This window comes from Pseudozobellia thermophila (genome assembly GCF_900141855.1).
Classification (GTDB): Bacteria; Bacteroidota; Bacteroidia; order Flavobacteriales; family Flavobacteriaceae; genus Pseudozobellia; species Pseudozobellia thermophila.
This window is the reverse complement of sequence record NZ_FQYU01000008.1, coordinates 23,682-43,032: the sequence shown is the minus strand read 5'-3', so window position 1 is coordinate 43,032 and position 19,351 is coordinate 23,682. Positions and strand designations below refer to the sequence as shown.

18 protein-coding genes are annotated in these 19,351 nt (G+C 48.3%); 10 read left to right on the top strand and 8 right to left on the bottom strand.

What is annotated here, in order from left to right:
- Positions 1-20 precede the first annotated feature (20 nt).
- From gcvP to BUB37_RS16655, 4 genes are all read left to right on the top strand, one after another.
- Entirely contained in the window at positions 21-2,873 is a 2,853-nt protein-coding gene (gene gcvP, locus BUB37_RS16670) for an aminomethyl-transferring glycine dehydrogenase (RefSeq protein ID WP_072994968.1), read from the top strand.
- A gap of 166 nt (positions 2,874-3,039) precedes the next feature.
- Positions 3,040-4,095 (top strand): 3-oxoacyl-ACP synthase III family protein, encoded by a 1,056-nt coding sequence (locus BUB37_RS16665; RefSeq protein WP_072994967.1) that lies wholly within the window; start codon positions 3,040-3,042, stop codon positions 4,093-4,095.
- A 65-nt stretch (positions 4,096-4,160) separates the two neighbouring features.
- Positions 4,161-4,691: a methyltransferase gene (locus tag BUB37_RS16660; protein ID WP_072994966.1), complete on the top strand. Its 531-nt coding sequence runs from the start codon at positions 4,161-4,163 to the stop codon at positions 4,689-4,691.
- A 28-nt stretch (positions 4,692-4,719) separates the two neighbouring features.
- The gene (locus BUB37_RS16655; protein ID WP_072994965.1) at positions 4,720-5,571 is read left to right on the top strand and encodes a glycosyltransferase family 2 protein; all 852 of its coding nucleotides are present in this window, start codon (positions 4,720-4,722) and stop codon (positions 5,569-5,571) included.
- 70 nt (positions 5,572-5,641) lie between these two features.
- Here BUB37_RS16655 and BUB37_RS16650 read toward each other — a convergent pair whose 3' ends face one another.
- The 7 genes from BUB37_RS16650 to BUB37_RS16620 form a co-directional block, all read right to left on the bottom strand.
- The gene (locus BUB37_RS16650; RefSeq protein WP_072994964.1) at positions 5,642-6,151 is read right to left on the bottom strand and encodes an OmpH/Skp family outer membrane protein; all 510 of its coding nucleotides are present in this window, start codon (positions 6,149-6,151) and stop codon (positions 5,642-5,644) included.
- An 87-nt stretch (positions 6,152-6,238) separates the two neighbouring features.
- Positions 6,239-7,075, bottom strand: coding sequence for an OmpH/Skp family outer membrane protein (locus tag BUB37_RS16645; protein ID WP_072994963.1), 837 nt, complete (start codon positions 7,073-7,075; stop codon positions 6,239-6,241).
- A gap of 89 nt (positions 7,076-7,164) precedes the next feature.
- A complete protein-coding gene (gene bamA / locus BUB37_RS16640; protein WP_072995068.1) occupies positions 7,165-9,780 on the bottom strand; it encodes an outer membrane protein assembly factor BamA in 2,616 nt (871 codons plus the stop codon).
- A gap of 7 nt (positions 9,781-9,787) precedes the next feature.
- Positions 9,788-10,531 (bottom strand): isoprenyl transferase, encoded by a 744-nt coding sequence (locus BUB37_RS16635; RefSeq protein WP_072994962.1) that lies wholly within the window; start codon positions 10,529-10,531, stop codon positions 9,788-9,790.
- Positions 10,532-10,587: 56 nt separating this feature from the next.
- The gene (porG, locus tag BUB37_RS16630; protein WP_072994961.1) at positions 10,588-11,286 is read right to left on the bottom strand and encodes a type IX secretion system protein PorG; all 699 of its coding nucleotides are present in this window, start codon (positions 11,284-11,286) and stop codon (positions 10,588-10,590) included.
- Between the two features lie 149 nt (positions 11,287-11,435).
- Positions 11,436-12,317, bottom strand: coding sequence for an NAD kinase (locus tag BUB37_RS16625; RefSeq protein WP_072994960.1), 882 nt, complete (start codon positions 12,315-12,317; stop codon positions 11,436-11,438).
- 108 nt (positions 12,318-12,425) lie between these two features.
- Complete coding sequence (locus tag BUB37_RS16620; RefSeq protein WP_072994959.1) at positions 12,426-13,082, bottom strand: CBS domain-containing protein; 657 nt, start codon at positions 13,080-13,082, stop codon at positions 12,426-12,428.
- Between the two features lie 93 nt (positions 13,083-13,175).
- Between BUB37_RS16620 and BUB37_RS16615 the strand changes: the two genes are divergently transcribed.
- The 6 genes from BUB37_RS16615 to clpX all read left to right on the top strand — a co-directional run bounded on the left by BUB37_RS16615 (position 13,176) and on the right by clpX (position 18,666).
- Positions 13,176-13,889 (top strand): pyridoxine 5'-phosphate synthase, encoded by a 714-nt coding sequence (locus BUB37_RS16615; RefSeq protein WP_072994958.1) that lies wholly within the window; start codon positions 13,176-13,178, stop codon positions 13,887-13,889.
- Positions 13,886-14,689 (top strand): alpha/beta fold hydrolase, encoded by an 804-nt coding sequence (locus tag BUB37_RS16610; protein WP_072994957.1) that lies wholly within the window; start codon positions 13,886-13,888, stop codon positions 14,687-14,689. Before BUB37_RS16615 ends, BUB37_RS16610 begins: the two co-directional genes overlap by 4 nt.
- Positions 14,690-14,788: 99 nt before the next feature.
- Positions 14,789-15,130, top strand: coding sequence for a phage holin family protein (locus BUB37_RS16605; protein ID WP_072994956.1), 342 nt, complete (start codon positions 14,789-14,791; stop codon positions 15,128-15,130).
- Between the two features lie 105 nt (positions 15,131-15,235).
- Positions 15,236-16,558 (top strand): trigger factor, encoded by a 1,323-nt coding sequence (gene tig / locus BUB37_RS16600; protein ID WP_072994955.1) that lies wholly within the window; start codon positions 15,236-15,238, stop codon positions 16,556-16,558.
- A 97-nt stretch (positions 16,559-16,655) separates the two neighbouring features.
- Positions 16,656-17,336: an ATP-dependent Clp endopeptidase proteolytic subunit ClpP gene (gene clpP, locus BUB37_RS16595; RefSeq protein ID WP_072995067.1), complete on the top strand. Its 681-nt coding sequence runs from the start codon at positions 16,656-16,658 to the stop codon at positions 17,334-17,336.
- A gap of 94 nt (positions 17,337-17,430) precedes the next feature.
- Positions 17,431-18,666 carry an ATP-dependent Clp protease ATP-binding subunit ClpX gene (clpX, locus tag BUB37_RS16590; RefSeq protein WP_072994954.1) on the top strand — a complete coding sequence of 412 codons (1,236 nt, stop codon included), beginning with the start codon at positions 17,431-17,433 and terminating at the stop codon, positions 18,664-18,666.
- A 68-nt stretch (positions 18,667-18,734) separates the two neighbouring features.
- Here clpX and BUB37_RS16585 read toward each other — a convergent pair whose 3' ends face one another.
- The gene (locus BUB37_RS16585; protein WP_072994953.1) at positions 18,735-19,298 is read right to left on the bottom strand and encodes an alpha/beta fold hydrolase; all 564 of its coding nucleotides are present in this window, start codon (positions 19,296-19,298) and stop codon (positions 18,735-18,737) included.
- Between the last annotated feature and the right edge of the window lie 53 nt (positions 19,299-19,351).

The following is a 19,351-nucleotide window of genomic DNA, read 5'->3' as shown; positions in this document are numbered from 1 at the left end:
CATCTTTTTATTCAATTTCTATGAAAACAGATGTTTTTGCCTTACGCCACATCGGAATTAAGGAAAAAGACCTGACCCCGATGCTTGGCAAGGTAGGCGCCCATACCTTGGAACAACTAATACAGGAAACCATCCCGGATGACATTCGCCTGAAGAAGCCCCTTCAATTGGACGAGCCCATGAGCGAGCACAAGTTCTTGGCACACATCCAAGAATTATCCGAAAAAAACCAGCTCTTCAGAACCTATATCGGCTTGGGCTACCACGAAAGCCTGACCCCTTCGGTAATCAAGAGAAACATACTTGAAAACCCGGGATGGTATACGGCATACACCCCCTACCAGGCAGAAATAGCACAAGGGAGGCTCGAGGCCCTCTTGAATTTCCAAACCATGATCAGCGACCTCACCGGTATGGAACTGGCCAATGCTTCGTTGTTGGACGAAAGTACGGCGGCCGCAGAGGCCATGACCATGTTGTACGATGTTCGCAGTAGGGAACAAAAGAAGCAAAACACATCGAAATTCTTCGTTTCGGAAGAAATACTGCCACAAACCCTTTCGCTGCTCAAGACCAGGGCCACCCCGGTAGGCATCGAATTGGTAATCGGCGACCATCGTACATTCGACTTCGGCAAAGAGTATTATGGCGCCTTATTGCAATACCCCGGCAAATACGGCGAGGTCTTCGACTATTCCGGATTCGTTTCAAAGGCCCAGGAATCGGACATAAAAGTGGCCGTAGCGGCAGACCTATTGAGTCTGCTCCTGCTCACTCCCCCAGGGGAATTCGGTGCCGACGTGGTTGTGGGAACCACCCAGCGCTTTGGCATTCCACTCGGCTACGGAGGTCCACATGCGGCGTATTTTGCCACCAAAGAGGCGTACAAAAGAAACATTCCGGGGCGCATAATCGGGGTAACCAAAGACCTTGATGGCAAACCGGCCCTAAGAATGGCCCTGCAAACACGGGAGCAGCACATCAAACGCGACAAGGCCACATCGAACATTTGTACCGCCCAGGTACTGTTGGCGGTAATGGCCGGTATGTACGCCGTTTATCACGGACCCAAGGGACTCAAATATATTGCCACAAAGGTCCACAACACCGCCGTTACCTTGGCGAACGCCCTAGAAAGACTGGGAGTACAACAAACGAACGGTTCTTACTTCGATACCCTTTGCCTCAAGGCCGACGCCTCGTCAATAAGGCCGGTAGCCGAAAAGGAAGGGGTCAATTTCCTCTATATCGACGACACGACCATTTCGATCGCGGTCAATGAGGCCACCTCGCTGCACGATCTGCGACAAATCGTAGGCATCTTTACAAAGGCTTTGGGCAAGGAAGACATCGAGGTAACCGAACTCTTAAACGCTTCCGTCATCCCTGAAAATATACAGCGAAGCTCGACATACCTGGAAAGCAAGGTTTTCAATTCGTACCATTCGGAAACCGAGTTGATGCGCTATATCAAAAAACTGGAACGCAAAGACCTTTCTTTGAACCACAGTATGATTTCCTTGGGCAGCTGTACCATGAAACTCAACGCCGCCTCCGAGATGCTTCCGCTGAGCATGCCCCGTTGGGGAAACATCCACCCCTTCGTTCCTACCGAACAGGCCGAGGGCTATCAAATTGTGCTCAGGGAACTGGAAAAAGACCTCTCGACGATCACCGGTTTCGCCGCTACCTCCCTTCAGCCCAACTCCGGGGCCCAAGGCGAGTACGCAGGGCTAATGACCATAAGGGCCTACCACGAATCGCAGAACGAGGGCCATCGGAACATTTGCCTCATACCGGCTTCCGCCCACGGCACGAATCCGGCCTCGGCCGTAATGGCGGGTATGCAAGTGGTCGTCACCAAAACGGACGAAAAGGGAAATATCGATGTAAGCGACCTAGAGGAAAAAGCGACCAAGTACGGCAACAACCTTGCGGCACTTATGGTCACCTACCCTTCGACCCACGGTGTGTTCGAGTCATCGATAAGGCATATCACCCAGGTCATACACGATCATGGCGGCCTGGTCTATATGGACGGGGCCAACATGAATGCCCAAGTTGGCCTGACCAATCCGGCGACCATTGGCGCCGATGTCTGTCATTTGAACCTGCACAAAACCTTTGCCATACCCCACGGTGGTGGCGGACCCGGTGTGGGCCCCATATGTGTCACAGAAAGACTGGCTCCCTTTTTACCGGGCAACCCGATCATTAAAACCGGTGGTCCCAAGGCCATAACCGCCATTTCGGGCGCGCCCTGGGGCAGTTCCCTGGTCTGCCTCATCTCTTACGGCTATATCAAAATGCTCGGGGAGGAAGGCTTGCGAAAATCGACCGAAATAGCCATTTTAAACGCCAATTACATCAAAGACAGGCTCAGCGGCCGTTTCGATGTACTTTATACCGGTGAGCAGGGCCGTGCCGCGCACGAAATGATCATCGACTGTAGACCGTTCAAGAAAAAGGGAGTCGAAGTCACCGACATCGCAAAACGCCTGATGGATTACGGTTTTCACGCGCCTACCGTATCTTTTCCCGTAGCCGGCACCCTGATGATCGAACCTACCGAAAGCGAAAGCTTGGCCGAGCTCGACCGTTTTTGCGATGCCATGCTGTCCATTCGCGAAGAGATCGACTCGATTTCGGGCGAAGATCCCGACAACGTACTCAAGAATGCACCACATACCCTCGAGATGTTGACCTGCGATGAGTGGGACCTGCCCTACAGCAGGCAAAAGGCCGGCTTCCCCCTGCCTTATTTGTACGAAAACAAATTCTGGCCATCGGTCAGAAGGGTAGACGATGCTTATGGAGACCGTAATTTAATGTGCACCTGTACGCCCATAGAATCGTATGCCGAAACCGAATAATCTTTGAAATAGCGCAAACTACAGGCCTTTCCAGACCATGGAAAGGCCTTTTGTTGTTTTGGGGCCCGTTCATTGTTTTTTTGGACATCGTATTAACTACTATGCACGCATAGTTCTATAGGTTATTTGTAGTACCTTTTGGAACCTAAGCTAATATTTCGATATGATGTCCATTGCAATTACCGGAACAGGTTCATACATCCCCCCAAGGATCGTTACTAACCAAGATTTTATCCAGCACGAATTCCTCAATTCGAACGGTACGCCCTTTACCCAGCCCAACCCAGTAATTATCGATAAATTTCGGGCCATCACCGGGATAAAAGAAAGAAGGTATGCCCCCGACGAACTGAACACCTCCGACATGGGTTTTTTGGCGGCCGAAAAAGCCATAGCGGATGCCGCTATTGACAAGAACACGATCGACCATATCATCTTTGCCCATAATTTCGGCGATATCGCCCAGGGCCAAAACCAAGGCGACACCGTACCGAGCCTGGCGACCCGGGTAAAGCACCATCTACAGATACAGAATGCCAATTGTGTGGCCTACGATATACTGTTCGGCTGCCCTGGATGGGTACAGGGCGTCATTCAGGCCAAGGCGTTTATCGATGCAGGAATCGCCAAAACCTGCTTGGTCATCGGTGCCGAGACCCTCTCACGAATTGTCGATCCCTTCGACCGCGATAGCATGATATACGCAGACGGGGCCGGGGCCGCCATTGTGCAGGCCCACAACGGCGGGGGAAACATCCTCGCGCATGCCAGTGCCACCCACGCCACAAAGGAAGCCTTCTACCTGTTTTTTGGAAATTCGTACAACAAAAAGGAAGACAGCGCCCAATACATCAAGATGCACGGCCGAAAAATCTACGAATTCGCCCTTACCCACGTTCCCCAAGCCATGAAAACCTGCCTGGACCAAAGTGGGTCAGACATCGGGGCCGTCAAAAAAATATTCATCCACCAGGCGAACGCCAAGATGGACGAGGCCATTGTAAAACGCTTCTATGCCCTTTACGACAAAGAGCCGCCGTCAGGGGTCATGCCCATGAGCATCGGTGAATTGGGCAACAGTTCGGTGGCCACCATTCCCACGCTCTTCGATAGGGTTCGAAAAGGAAAAATGAAAAACCAGCAGGTGCAAAAGGGAGATGTTGTTATATTTGCCAGTGTCGGTGCCGGTATGAACATCAATGCCATCACCTATCAAATTTAACCTTGTGGTATTAAGCTATCTATTTTTGGCTTGAGGCCTTAAATTTTAGAAACTTTACCAAGAAAATGTACGAGAACACCTATCCCAGCAAACGTTTTCAGCATACCCTATCCTTCTTAAAAAAGCATATTGCCCAAGAAGAGCCCATTTTAGACCTGGGCGTGGCCAATCCCTTCTCCGAAATCATGATAAAAGAGGGGTATCAGGTAGAAAATACCAAAGGGGAAGACCTGGATGTCGATTTTTCCAGCGTCGTAAACTCGGATGCGCAGGTGGTAACGGCCTTTGAAATCTTCGAGCACCTCTTGGCCCCCTTCAACGTACTGAGCGAGATAAAGGCCGACAAATTGGTGGCCAGCATTCCGCTCAAGTTGTGGTTCGCCCCGGCCTACCGGAGCAAGACGGACCCTTGGGACCGGCACTACCACGAATTTGAGGATTGGCAGTTCGATTGGCTTCTGGAAAAATCGGGATGGAAGATCAAGGACAGTGCCAAGTGGACGAACCCCGTTAAGAAAATAGGCATCCGCCCCCTCCTTCGTAGTTTTACGCCCCGGTACTACATCGTATATGCCGAGCGAAGAAAGCATGTCTGAAACCTGAATATAACCGGCCCTTGCCCACATGAAGTACTACGTAGTCATACCCGCCCACAATGAAGAGGAGTTTTTGGCCGATACCCTGAACTCCCTGCTAAGGCAGAGCCTTCAACCTGCCAAGGTGGTTTTGGTAAACGACAATTCCACTGACGGCACCGAAGGGATTATGGAGCAGTTCATGGGCCTGAGCCCGATTTTCAACAAACTCGACACCCACTCTTCCGACGCCCATATGCCGGGCAGCAAGGTAATCGATGCCTTTACCAAGGGCCTGGCCCTTCTTGACACCGATTACGACTTTTTGGTAAAGTTGGACGCCGACCTGATTTTGCCCGACAACTACTTTGAAAAAATAGCCTATATCTTCAAGGGGCAGCCCAATGTGGGTATTGCCGGGGGTTTTGTATACGAGAAAGATGCAAAGGGGCAATGGAAGTTGAACCACCCCATGGACAAGAACCATGTACGGGGAGCCTTCAAGGCCTACTCCAGGGCTTGTTTTAAGGCCATAGGAGGGCTTCGCAACGCCATGGGCTGGGATACGGTAGACGAACTGCTTGCGGCCTACCACGGCTACGATATCTATACCGACGAGCATCTTAAGGTAAAACACCTAAGGCCTACAGGGAAGGCCTACGACCAAAAGGCCAAACTTTTGCAGGGCCAGGCCATGTACCGCATGCGGTACGGCTTTACGATCAGCCTGATCGCCTCGTTAAAAATGGCATTTAAACAAGGTAAGTTAAAAGCCGTCACCGATAACATGTACGGCTATTTTGAGGCCAAAAAGGAAGAAAGGCCCTTTTTGGTCACTCCCGAAGAGGGTAAATTCATACGCCGGCTGCGATGGAGGAACATCAAAAGAAAATTGCTCTAGAGCCCGTAATTTCAACCAAAAGAAAAGGCCCGTGTAAATGGGCCTTTCTTTGTTGTCCTATATGCTGATCTTAAATACCCAACTCCTTTTTAACATCGGGCAAAAGGTCTTTTCCCTTCGCTACGATCAGTCCACCACCTGGCTGCGCATCGATTACATAATCGAAGCCTTGCTCGGCTGCCACTTTTTCGATAGCGGCCTTGGCCTTATCGGAAATCGGGGCAAAAAGTTCTTGCTGCTTTTTCTGCAACTCCCTCTGGGCGGCCTGCTGTGCCTCCCCGATATTCTTTTGCACACCTTGGAGCTCCAATGCCCTTTTTTCGTTTTCTTCCTTCGACTTGGACGGCGCCTCGTTTTCGTACTGGGTATACTTGTTTCTAAGTTCGGTCATGGAACTTTCGATATCGGCATTGTACGTTTCGGAAAGCTTCTTTAATTCAGCCTCAGCAGCCTTCATCTCCGGCATGGCGCTCAACAATTGGGTAACATCGATGTGGGCGATCTTGCTCTGTGCGTTGACAAACCCGGTAAATGCTACAAACAATACAATGGCTGTGGCGATTTTCTTTACGTTTTTCATGATACTGATTCTAGTTAAAAATATTTGAGTGTTAATTTATGGTTATTTTCCTTTATATGGCAAACATATTTAACCATTTATATATGTTCATCCTTCTTCTTCGTTACTTTCTTCCTCTTCGCCGTTTTGCTTTCGTTCCTCCAACTTGGCCTTTCTTTTGGCCTCACGCTCTTCCAACAGCTTTTTTCTTCGGGCCTCGTAGGCCTTTTTGCGTTCCTCCCGCAATTTCAATTGTTCGGCCCGCTTCTCTTCGGCGGTCTTCTCCCGGGCTTCCTGGGCCTGCTGAGCCCTTTCCTGCCTTTCCTTTAGGGCGTCGCTTATCTCCTCTTCGGGGGCCTCGCCCTCGAAATCGTCGAGCTTGCTGCGCACCTCCTTTTGCTTGGGTTTGCTCACCCTTCGGGTACGTGCGATACCCCTCAACACTAAGTCGCTGATATCGTGCCGATTTTCGGAATACAACATTACGACATCCGCAGATTTATCAAAAATAAAATCATATTTTTTATTGGCCCCAATTTTTTGGACCTCATTAAAGACCTGATCTTGTATCGGCTGGATCAACTGCCTCTTTTGCAGCACCAGGTCGCCCTGTGGCCCAAAGCGATTCTGCTGGTATTCGACGGCCTCTTTTTCGAGGATCTCGATTTCCTCCTCCCTTTCGGCGATCAGCTCATCGGTCAAAAGAACGCGCTCGGCCATTAGATCTTTCTTCATCTGTTCGACCTGGCTTTGCTTCTGCTCTACCTCGATTTTCCATTTCTCCACCTTCTTGGCCAGCTGTTCGGTAGCCTCGCGGTACTCCTCTACATTTTCCAAGATATATTCCATGTCAACGTAGGCTATTCTCACCCCCCTTTGGGCGAAGGTATAGACCGAAAACAAGGTAAAGGCCAAGACCAGAAGAACGTTCGATTTAGTTTTCATTGCTTTAATCGTTTTATCCAATAGAAAATATCGTGCCAAAATTACCAAAACTTTTAAAATGAAGGTTTTAGACCGGCACGACCCTTTTGTTAAAACTGTTGGCCGATAATGAAGTGTGTTTGCCATCCACTAGGTCCGTTGCCTATTGAAGATGGTAGCAGGTCTTCGTCGAACCCGTATCCAAAATCAATACCCAATAAACCGAATGCCGGCATAAAAATCCGAAGCCCCACTCCAGCCGATCGTTTTATTTGAAACGGATTAAACTCCTGAAAATTGTTGAAGGCGTTACCTCCTTCCAAAAAAGCGAGTCCGTAAATGGAGGCCGAGGGTTTTAAGGTTAGCGGATATCGAAGTTCCAATGAGAATTTATTGTAGACCAATCCCCCACTATTATTGTTTCCCGCGAGTTCGTCGTAAGGGGTAATGGACTGGTTTTCATAGCCTCTTAACTGAATTATATCCCTACCGTCCAAGGTATAGGTACCCAAGCCGTCACCACCTACGAAGAAGCGTTCAAAAGGAGTGTCGCCCACATCGTTGTTGTAATTGCCCAAGAAACCGAATTCGGCATTGGTACGGAGTACCAGGTCGCCCACCAAGGTAGTATACCAATCTCCCTTAAACTTGATCTTATAGTATTCCAACCATCGGAAACGCTCTTGGTCTACACTCTCCAACTCTTCGGCCTGCTCCGTAGTAAGGGCGCCTTGATCAATTCTTAGCTCTTGAAGTTCTATACTTCTATCGCGCAACGATTCATAATCTTTGTTGCTGAAAAGCGAGTACGGAGGGGTAAACTTGGCTGTAATCTCAAAATTGGAGCCGCCCCTGGGGAAGATACGCCCCCCTGCGGTGGCATTTCGCGTAATGCCCAAGGTATAGGCTATGGAATTTGCCTTTCCGTTACCAAAGTTAAACAGTCCGATGTTATAGTCGTTAAACTCGTACAACTGGTAGCTCAGGGCATGAGAGATGGTAAAATAATCGTCGGGCCATTGTACACGCTTGGCCAAGCCCGCGGTAATGCCGGTAATGGCAAAGCCTCGGCTCTTTTCAACCTTAATACTGTTGCTGGTCGAATTGGTATAGTCGACCCCAAACTGCTGGGTTCTTGAAAGGTTTAAGCTAAAGCGCACCGGCTTTTGCCCCCCGAACCAGGGTTCGGCGAAATTAAGGCTGTATACCCTAAAGGTCCTACTGGCCTGAACGCGCATGGCGAAGGTTTGCCCGTCGCCCATGGGCACCGGCTTGTATTCCTCACCGTTAAAGAGGTTCTTTATAGAGAAGTTGTTGAAGGAAAGTCCCAAGGTACCGATAAAGCCACCCCCACCGTAACCACCTTGCAACTCGATCTGGCTGGAGCCCGATTCGACCAGGTTCCACTTGATGTCTACCGTACCTTCGTTGGGGTTGGCATTTTGGATATCGGGCTTGATCTGTTCGGCATCAAAATAGCCCAATTGCTGTAGTTCTCGAATCGTACGGATGATATCGCTCTTATTGTACTTGTTGCCCGGCCTTGTGCGGAGCTCGCGATAGATCACATGGTCGTTGGTCCGGTCGTTGCCGACCACCTCGACATGGTCTAAAAAGGTCTCCTTACCTTCTATTATCCGAATCTCGAAATTAATGGTATCGTTCTGGGCCGAGACCTCTACCGGGTTGATCGAAGAAAAAAGATAGCCGTTGTTCTGGTAAAGGTTAGTCAGGTCTTCCGCATCGGGCTTCGAATCGTCGGCAATACGCTCGCGCAACAATACCCCATTATAGGTATCGCCCTTTTTGATCCCTAAAACGGCAGCCAATTGGCGGTCGGTGTACACACTGTTCCCTACAAAGTCGATCTCACCGAAATAATATTTGTTGCCTTCCTCGATATCGAACTTGATATTGATATTGTTCTCATCGACCTTGATCACCGAATCGCTGATGATGCGGGCATCCCTATAGCCGTTTTCGGCATATTTGTCGACCAGGAGCGACAGATCGTTCCGGTAGTCCTCTTCGATGAATTTCGATTTTTTCCAGAAGCGCCAAAACCTTTTTTCCTTGGTCTTCTTCATGGCCTTGCGCAGTTTCGCGTCGGACAATTGTTCGTTGCCCTCAAAGATCATCTTTTTGATCTTTACCTTATCGCCCTTATCGATATTGATGATCATCTTTTGGGCATTGGTCTGCGAGGTATCGGCCGCTACGGCTATGGCCACCTTCGTATTGAGGTAGCCCTGTTTTTTGTATTTGTTCTCGAGGTAATTTTTGGTATTGGCAATGAGGCTTTCGGTAATTTTTTTGCCCTTTTTAAGGTCGGTATCCTTGATGATGTCATCGACCTTTCTGGGTTTGATGCCATTGATCTTTACATCGGAAAGCGTGGGCCTTTCGGTGATATGGAGTTCGAGAAACACCTTATCGCCTTGAATATCGACCAGATCGAACCGGATGTCCTTGAACAGCTCGAGGCTCCATAATTTTTTGATTATTTCACTGAGCTCATCGCCGGGAACGGTAATCGGTTGGCCGACCCTGAGGCCCGTATAGGTTTTGACCGTCTGCTCGTTATAGCTTTGCAGTCCGGTAACCTCCAAACCTCCCAAAATATACTTTTTCCCGTCTTCAAAAGAAAGTTCTTGAGCGACGGAAAAAGTAGTTGTAAAAATGAGTAGGAGTGTGATTAAAGGCTCACAAGATATGAACCTTTTCATATCTTTTTTATTCAATAAGTTGTTCGCTGGTCTTTCCAAATCTTCGTTCTCTGTTCTGATAACTTTTAATGGCTTCCGCCAAATGCTCTTTGCTAAAATCGGGCCAATATACGTCAACAAAATATAATTCCGCATACGCTATTTGCCAAAGCAAAAAATTGCTGATCCTATGCTCTCCACTGGTGCGGATCAACAGGTCTACATCTGGCAAATCGTGCGTGTAAAGATGAGTATTAATAATGGTTTCGTCAATGTTTTCAATTGAAATTATATTATTTTTAACTTTGGAGCTTATACGTTTTACGGCGTTTTTTATTTCTTCGCGCGCCCCGTAACTCAGGGCCAAGGTAAGTGTCATGCCCGTATTGCCCTTGGTCTTGTCCATTACTTCGACCAGTTCCCTATGGGCTTTTTTGGGCAATGAGGCGATATCCCCTATGGTATTCAAGCGAATATCGTTTTCCAAAAAGGTCTTCAGTTCTTTCTTCAACGAAGATACCAACAGCTTCATAAGGGTATCGACCTCGAGTTTGGGCCTTTTCCAATTTTCGGTGGAAAAGGTGTAAAGCGTAAGGTACTTGATGCCCAACTTGGCACAGCTCTCAACGGTGGCCCTTACGGTGTGCACGCCGTTTTCGTGGCCATAAACCCTTCGTTTCCCCTTTTGCTTGGCCCAACGGCCGTTGCCATCCATAATTATGGCAAGGTGAACAGGTAAATTCCGTTTATCTATCTCATCGAGAACATCCATAACAATTCTATAAAAACCAAATCAGAAGAAAAGAACGCCTTTATCAGGATCGAAACCTACTCAAAACAGTCCATACAAGGCTTTCTACCAAAGGTGTAAGTTAAGGTTAATCCTGAAAAAACGTACCAATCATCGCTAAAAATATTACCAAAATGAAGGTCGCCGAGTTGTTGGCTCACATTCAATTTGACCGGGTTGCTACCGTCAAGATTATCCGTAAAGGTATAACGGGCCCCAATTTCGGCCCCTAAAATAAAAAATTGGTTCAACCTAACTTTGGCACCAACCGTCATTGGTATTGCAAAGGAACCATCTTTTTGCGAAACACTCAACATTTCACCCCCATCAAAATAATCGTAGTTATACCTGAAATAGGTAAGGCCGGTATATAGATAAGGTGTAAAGGCGGGTCCGAGCTTGTGAAGGTTGTATTCGACAAAATTGAATTCGAGCCCTGCCGAAGCCTCCAAAATGGAGTTATCGGCCACATAGCCCCGTTGTTGTCGCGAAGGGTCGTTCGATTTTGAGTCATCCGCCGTAAACTTACCATAGATGATGCTGGCACGCCAGGCGTAGCGCTTGGCCTTGTTCCATTTAAAAAGCCCCCCAAAGGCAATATCGGAAGGCATAACATAGGTGGTACGCCCTACGTCTCCAATATTATTGGCGCCACCGGCGAACAAACCCACTTCGTAGGTCTGGGCATTTACCTTACCGAATGCACAAATAAGTAAGACGATAACGAATCGCTTCATAAAAAAAATTAGTTTGCGAATATAACAATTGCCGGCAACTGTTATATTGAACCCTTTGAACTTTTAGTTACCAAAACGGGAAGTTCGACCAAGTTCATTAATGCTCTCACATGATAAACAGCATTTGTTGTTATTTATTGCCTGCCCCGTTACCTATTACGGCGATCTTCTCCCCAAAGCAATTTGTTGCGCAGGGTTTTTAGAAAGCTCTCCGAGGTAAACTCGACCATTTTTATGGTAAATCCGGCCTTTCTGACCAAAATTTCCTTTCCGTTCTCGACCGAGGCCAGTCGGGAATCCAACGAGATCAGGTGGTGTTCTTCCCTGCCCGATACCCTAAGGCGGATCTCGGTGTCGTCGGAAATAACCAAAGGCCGGGCATTGAGGTTGTGCGGGGCGATCGGGGTAAGCACCAAAGATTTTGCGGTAGGCTCTATTACGGGCCCGCCGCAACTCAAGGAATATCCGGTTGAGCCCGTGGGCGTGGAAATGATCAGCCCATCCGCCCAATACGAGGTAAGGTACTCCTTGTTCAGGTAGGTCTCAACGGTAATCATGGAGGTGGTATCCTTTCTGCTAATGGTCACCTCGTTCAGGGCAAAATTAAGCTCCGACAACTCGGGGATATCGGACTCTTCGGCCACTTCGACCAAGCTTCGCTCGACGATGGTGTAATTGCCCTCGGCAAACTCCTGTACCACTTTGTGCACTTCCTCCTTGTTGAAGGTCGAAAGAAACCCGAGCCGTCCCGTATTGACCCCGACTATGGGTATACCCAGGTCCTTTACAAAGGTGGTCGCCCTAAGAATGGTACCGTCGCCCCCGAAGCTTATAAAGATGTCAAAAGAGCCATCAAGGCCGGCGGAGCGATCAAATGTGGGGTACTCCCCTATCGAACTATGGGACAAAAAGTCGAAGAACTCTTTTTCGATGGCTACCTGTGCATTCCGTTTTTTAAGCTCCCTCAAAAGCTGCAACACATATTGACGGGTATCCTCTTGATACATTTGGCTATAAATGGCGACCTTCATACGATATTTTCATCTTTTGGCAGAAGGAAATAAAACCCTCCTTGAACGGCAAAAATAACTAAAGTGGATTTGGAACAAGGAGATTATTGAAGATATTCCCCATTACACCTAAACATTAAGGTACTTGTCCAAATAATCGGAGCGCTCCTTTAGGTCTTGCAAGAACTGGTCATCGCTGTTTCCAAAGATAATATTGTAGTTGTACCTTCGGAAGGTCTGAAGAATATCGTTCAGGTCCAAAGAGGCCACCTTGAGCGTCACTTGAACCACATCGTTTCTCGAATCGGTGATAAAGGCACCTATCAGCTTGGTGTTGTTGCCCTCCACAATTTGCGCAATCTCGCTAAAGGAATAATCCTTGATTCCCTTGGCCACAACGACAATACCCCCCGGCTCGGTAAAAAAGGGCGTATCGATGAAAACACCCACGATATCGGTAAGGTCGTAATAGCCCTCAACCCTGCCTTGGTCGTCCAATACGGGAACGATATTGGCCTCGTTTCGAGCAAAGGCCTCCAACACGTCCAACCAGCCGGTCTCTTTCCTAACAAAGAAGGTATCCAATTCGTAGCGGTACTGGTCGACCCGTTCCGAGCCGTCAAAATTCCCAAGGTCCTCTTCCGAGAGGAGTCCCAAAAAAATATCCTTTTCGACCACAGCTACATGGGAAAAAGTGTTTTCCTTAAAAAATTCGATAACCGAAAAAAGGGAATCTTCAACTTCAAAGGAAGGAATATTCGTCAATATGTGTGATTGGATCTGCATAGCTCTGTCTATTAAACGCAAAATACTAATTTAAAGTCTCAAAAGGTATGCCTAATTCGTATTTTTGTGCCGAACGGCCAAAACCATCGCCAAATGACAAAGCTCAGTGTAAACATCAACAAAATAGCAACCCTTAGAAACGCCCGCGGCGGCAACATGCCCGATCTCTTGAAAGCGGCCCGCGACATCGAGTCTTTCGGCGGCCAGGGAATCACCATACACCCCAGGCCCGACGAAAGACACATAAGGTACCAAGACGCCAGGGACCTAAAAAAAATAGTAAGTACGGAGTTGAACATCGAAGGCAACCCCATACCCAAGTTCATCGACTTGGTCTTGGAGGTCAAGCCCGACCAAGTGACCCTTGTACCCGATGCGGTAGACGCCATTACCTCAAATGCCGGTTGGGACACGCTAAGGCACAAGGATTTTTTAAAGGAGGTGATCGACACCTTTAAAAAGGCGGGCATACGCACCTCGATCTTCGTCGACCCGGACACCAGAATGGTCGAAGCCGCTGCCGACACCGGCACCGACCGGATCGAACTGTACACCGAAAGCTACGCCCTTGCCTACGCCCAAAACAGGGAAAAAGGCGTTGCCCCCTTCGCAGAAGCCGCAGAAACGGCGCACAAGGTAGGCCTCGGCATCAATGCCGGCCACGATCTCAGTTTGGACAACGTCAAGTATTTTAAGGAAAACGTGCCCCATTTGCTCGAAGTATCGATTGGCCACGCCCTCATTTGCGAAGCCCTCTACTTGGGACTGGACAATGTGGTAAACATGTACCTGAATCGATTAAAATGAACGAAATATTACATTCCAAAATAATCGGCGAGGGCGAACCCTTGATCATATTGCATGGTTTTTTGGGCATGTTGGACAACTGGAAAACCCTAGGAGGCCAATATGCGCAAAAAGGTTTCGAGGTTCACCTTGTCGACCAGCGCAACCACGGAAAAAGTTTTTGGTCCGACGCCTTCAACTACGACTTGCTGACGGACGACCTCAAGCGTTACATGGACCATCACCGCCTTTCGTCGGCCGTTATTTTGGGCCATTCCATGGGAGGCAAGACAGCCATGCAGTTCGCCTGCACCCATCCCGGGCGCACCCGAAAATTGCTCGTTGCCGACATCGCCCCCAAATTCTATCCGCCGCACCACCAAGGCATAATCGACGGATTGAACCGCTTGGACATGGATCGTATCGCATCGCGGGGCGAAGCCGACCAACAACTGGCCGAATACATCCGCGACAAGGCCACCCGCCAGTTTTTGTTGAAAAACCTGTACTGGGTAGAAAAGGGGAGGCTTGGTTTCCGGTTCAATTTGGCGGTCCTCGGCGAGAAAATGGAAGAAGTCGGCGAAAACATCGGGTCGACCGAAACGTATGGCGGCCCCACCCTCTTCCTTCGGGGCGACCGCTCGGAGTACATTATGGAGACCGACCTTCCCGAAATAAAAAGGCATTTCCCCCAGGCCCAAGTTGAGACCATAAGCCATTCGGGGCACTGGCTACATGCCGAAAACCCCAAGGATTTCTTCGAAAAATCCATGGCCTTTCTGCAAGGGCAATATGGGCCCGGCAGTGGCCAAGCCTCTTAAATATCGCCCCTGAGACCCAAATTATTTAAAATATACCTTACTTTTAAAGGTACGGGGCCTTTCGCCCCCATTTTAAGAACCTAAAACACCAAAATCATTATGAAACTCATATTAAGAATCTTGCTCAGTGCCCTGGCCGTGGTCATATTGTCAAAAATACTCCCCAATGTTTGGGTAGACAGTTACCTCACCGCCATTATCGTGGCCATCGTACTCAGTCTTTTAAACTTTATCGTCAAACCGATCCTGGTGATACTCACCTTGCCGGTAACGGTCTTGACCTTGGGCCTCTTTCTTCTGATCATCAACGCCATAATCATTTTATTGGCCGACAAACTGATCGACGGCTTCAGCGTCGACGGCATTTGGTGGGCCCTTCTTTTCAGCCTACTGTTATCCTTTCTGCAGTCCATACTTTTCTCCCTTTTAAAAGAAGACTGACCACCTTGTCGGAAGATTGAATTTCAATAACTTAAAAAAGTTGGTAGGCTACATTAATTGTAGTATTTTTGCATCCCGTTTTCTGGAAATAAAAAGAAGATTTAGATGAACATCACAAAAGAACAGATCGACGACTTGAACGCCGTCGTCAAAGTAGCCATCACCAAGGAAGATTATCAGGACAAGGTTGAGGGTATATTAAAGGACTACCGAAAGTCGGCCAACATCCCCGGTTTCAGGAAGGGCCACGTACCCATGGGCTTGATCAAAAAGCAGTACGGCAAGGCCGTTTTGGTAGACGAGGTCAACAAATTGCTCCAAGACAACCTCAACAAATACCTGACGGAAGAAAAATTAGATGTTCTAGGCAACCCGCTTCCGAAGCAGCAAGACAATTTCGATTGGGACAAGGATGAGCTCAACTTCGAATTCGAACTAGGCCTTGCCCCGGATTTTGAGGTTCCCTTAAAGACAAAGAAACCGATTACCCAATACAAGATCGTTGCCGACAAGAAGATGATCGACGAGCAAGTGGAGCGCATTCAAAAGCAGTACGGCAAGTTGGTCAGCAAGGAGGAAGTAGGCGAAGGTTACGAGGTTACCGGAACCTTCAGGAACGAGGACGAGGGAATCGACAACAAGACCACGCTCGAACTTGACAAGCTCAAGGGCAAAAAGGCGCTCAACGCACTAAAGGGCAAGAAAGTTGGGGATTCCGTTTCGCTTAAGACCAAGGGGCTCTTGAAGGAAGACTACTTACTTTCAAGCATTTTGGGCATTTCACAAGAAAAGGCGACCGACCTCGACATCGAGGTAAGCTTTACCATCGAGGAGATCAACGAACGCGAATTGGCCGCCTTGGACCAAGAGCTTTTCGACAAACTCTTTGGCAAAGACGAAGTAAAGTCGGAAAAAGAGCTAAGGGAGCGTATTAAAAACGACTCCGAAAAGCAGTTCGAACAACAGTCCGACCAAAAGTTGCTCAACGATGTAACCGAATACTTCATCGAAAACACGAAATTCGACCTTCCCACCGGTTTCTTGACCAAGTGGATCCAAATGACCGGCGAAGAACCTCTTTCCGAGGAGCAGGCCAACGAGGAATACGAAAAGTCGGAAAAAGGCCTTCGTTACCAACTTATAGAGGGCAAAATAATCAAGGAGAACGACCTTACCATCCAGTTCGACGAACTGAAGGAGTTCGCCAAGGGCTTTATTAAATCGCAAATGGCCCAATTTGGCCAATTGAACCCACAGGAAGAGGAATTGGACAACATCGCCGCAAGGGTCTTGGGGAACCAAGACGAGGTAAAGCGCCTATCGGAACAATTGATGAGCCAAAAACTACTGGATCTTTACAAGGAAAAAGTAAACCTTAAAACCAAGGAGATTACCTACGAAGAGTTCGTGAAGGAAGTATACGGTTAATTTTCCGGAAAATAATAAGTATCTTTACAGTGCCGGAAATTGATTTTCGGCACTTTTTTTTATTTTACCTTTGAGGTACCTTAACATCGAAAGAAACATGGATTACGCAAAAGAATTCAAGAAATACGCCATAAAGGACCAAGGCATCAGCAGCACTTATTACGATTCCATTTTAAGCAGCATGTATCCCGTTGGCCTTACCCCGAACATTATTGAGGAAAGACAGATGAACGCCGTTGCCATGGATGTCTTTTCACGCCTTATGATGGACCGTATCATCTTTTTGGGCACGGGAATCAACGATCAGGTGGCAAACATCGTACAGGCACAGTTGTTGTTCTTGGCGAGTACCGATTCCTCCAAGGACATCCAAATATACATCAACTCACCGGGTGGCAGCGTGTATGCCGGTTTGGGCATTTATGACACCATGCAATTTATAGCACCCGACGTGGCGACCATTTGTACAGGCATGGCGGCTTCAATGGGAGCCGTGCTCCTATGCGCGGGCGCCAAGGACAAAAGAAGCGGCCTGCCGCACTCCCGGGTTATGATCCACCAGCCCATGGGCGGGGCCCAAGGCCAGGCCAGCGATATTGAAATTACCGCGAGGGAGATCCTAAAACTCAAGCAAGAACTTTACGAAATTATCTCGAAGCACTCGGGCCAGACCTTGGAACAAGTGAACGAGGACAGCGACCGGGATTTCTGGATGAAGGCCGAAGAGGCCAAGGCTTACGGCATGATCGATGAAATTTTGGTAAGGGACACGGAATAATTTCGACATAATATCGAATAACGAGGGCCTTCATCCCAGGGTGGGGACCCATTCAAAAAGAATTTCGTTTCTTTTTGAAAGAAAGCATATACATATGGCAAAAGAAAATTTAGAATGTTCGTTCTGTGGGCGAAAGAAACCGGAAACCAATCTGTTGATTGCCGGCCTGGATGCGCATATTTGTGACCGCTGCATCGAACAGGCCCACGGTATCGTTGCCGAAGAATCGAGACAGACCAGGACCAACGACCTATCATCGGAGCTTACCCTTAAGAAACCGATCGACATCAAGGAGTTTTTGGATACTTTTATCATTGGCCAAGAACGCACCAAAAAGGTAATGTCGGTAGCCGTCTACAACCATTACAAACGATTGCTACAGCCCAAATCAAAGGAAGACGATGTAGAAATACAGAAGAGTAACATTATCATGGTCGGCCAGACCGGTACGGGAAAAACCTTGATGGCCAAGACCATTGCCCGTATGCTCAATGTACCCCTGGCCATTGTCGATGCCACGGTATTGACCGAAGCGGGCTATGTAGGCGAAGATGTCGAGAGCATACTGACCCGACTGTTGCAGGCCGCCGATTACAATCTGGAGAAAGCGGAACGAGGTATCGTTTTTATCGACGAAATAGACAAGATAGCCCGTAAAAGCGATAACCCTTCCATTACGCGCGACGTATCGGGCGAGGGCGTTCAACAAGGCCTGTTAAAATTGCTCGAGGGAACCGTGGTCAATGTACCGCCAAAAGGCGGGCGAAAGCATCCGGATCAAAAATTCATCGAGGTGAATACCGAAAACATCCTGTTCATAGCGGGAGGGGCCTTTGACGGAATCGAGCGCACCATAACCAAGCGCCTCAACATGCAGGCGATAGGTTATAGCGCCGCCAAGGCCGACGACCATGTAGACCAAGACAACATTCTGCAGTACATTATCCCCAAGGACCTAAAGGAATTCGGCCTCATCCCTGAGATTATCGGAAGGCTTCCGGTACTCACCCACATGAACCCGCTCGACGCGAAAACCTTGAGGGCCATTTTAACGGAACCTCGAAATGCGATAATCAAGCAGTACGAAAAACTGTTCGCAATGGACGACATTTCGTTTACCATTACCGATCAGGCCTTGGATTATATCGTTGAAAAGGCCATTGAGTACAAATTGGGCGCCAGGGGTCTGCGTTCGCTCTGCGAAGCCATCTTTACCGATGCGATGTTCGAGATGCCAAGTAACGGCGAAACCGAGTTCAAGGTTACCAAACCTTACGCAGAGGATAAGCTATCGCGCGAAACCATCAAGAAGTTAAAGGCCGTTTCTTAGCGGAATGCCAAAAAAATGGGCCGGCATGGCCGGCCCTTAACTAATAGGAACAAAAAAGCGGTTTGATATCAAACCGCTTTTTCCTTTTTCCTTCCGGCCTCTTTTTGGGTGGCCATGTTCAACAGGTCCAAACTGACCTTTTGTATTATTTTATCGTCGGTATACATTGTATGCCCGAAGCCCGGAACCAATTCGGGCGTTAGTCCCATTTTTTTATACCAATCAGCCTTGGGCCTATACACATCACCATCCCCGAAAAGCATTTGGATCGGGCAATCGGGCCTGTTTTTTTCAGACCTTACCCGTGTAGACGAAACCGTGTACAACGATTTCATGGGCAAGCCAAGAAGGCCCGCCTTCCAAGCAATGGCGCCTCCCATACTAAAGCACAGGTAATGGGCCGGTTCCTTTTCTTTTTGCAACAAGTGCGCGACGGCCGTTTCAATACCTCCCTCGACAAATGCACGGTGCAGGTTTTCCTCAGAGTTTACCACAAGTTTTAAATTGGCCAATTGTTGACTGTCATAAAATGTAATATCGAAATACTGTTGAAGGTAGCCTAGGTATGAGGTAATCCAAAGGCCCTTCTTCGCCCCCCACATATCGGAAACGATTACAAGTCTTTTAGCCATAATTATAGTTTAAGTTCGTCAATGGTCGAGTTTAATAATAGTTGAAGTTGGGT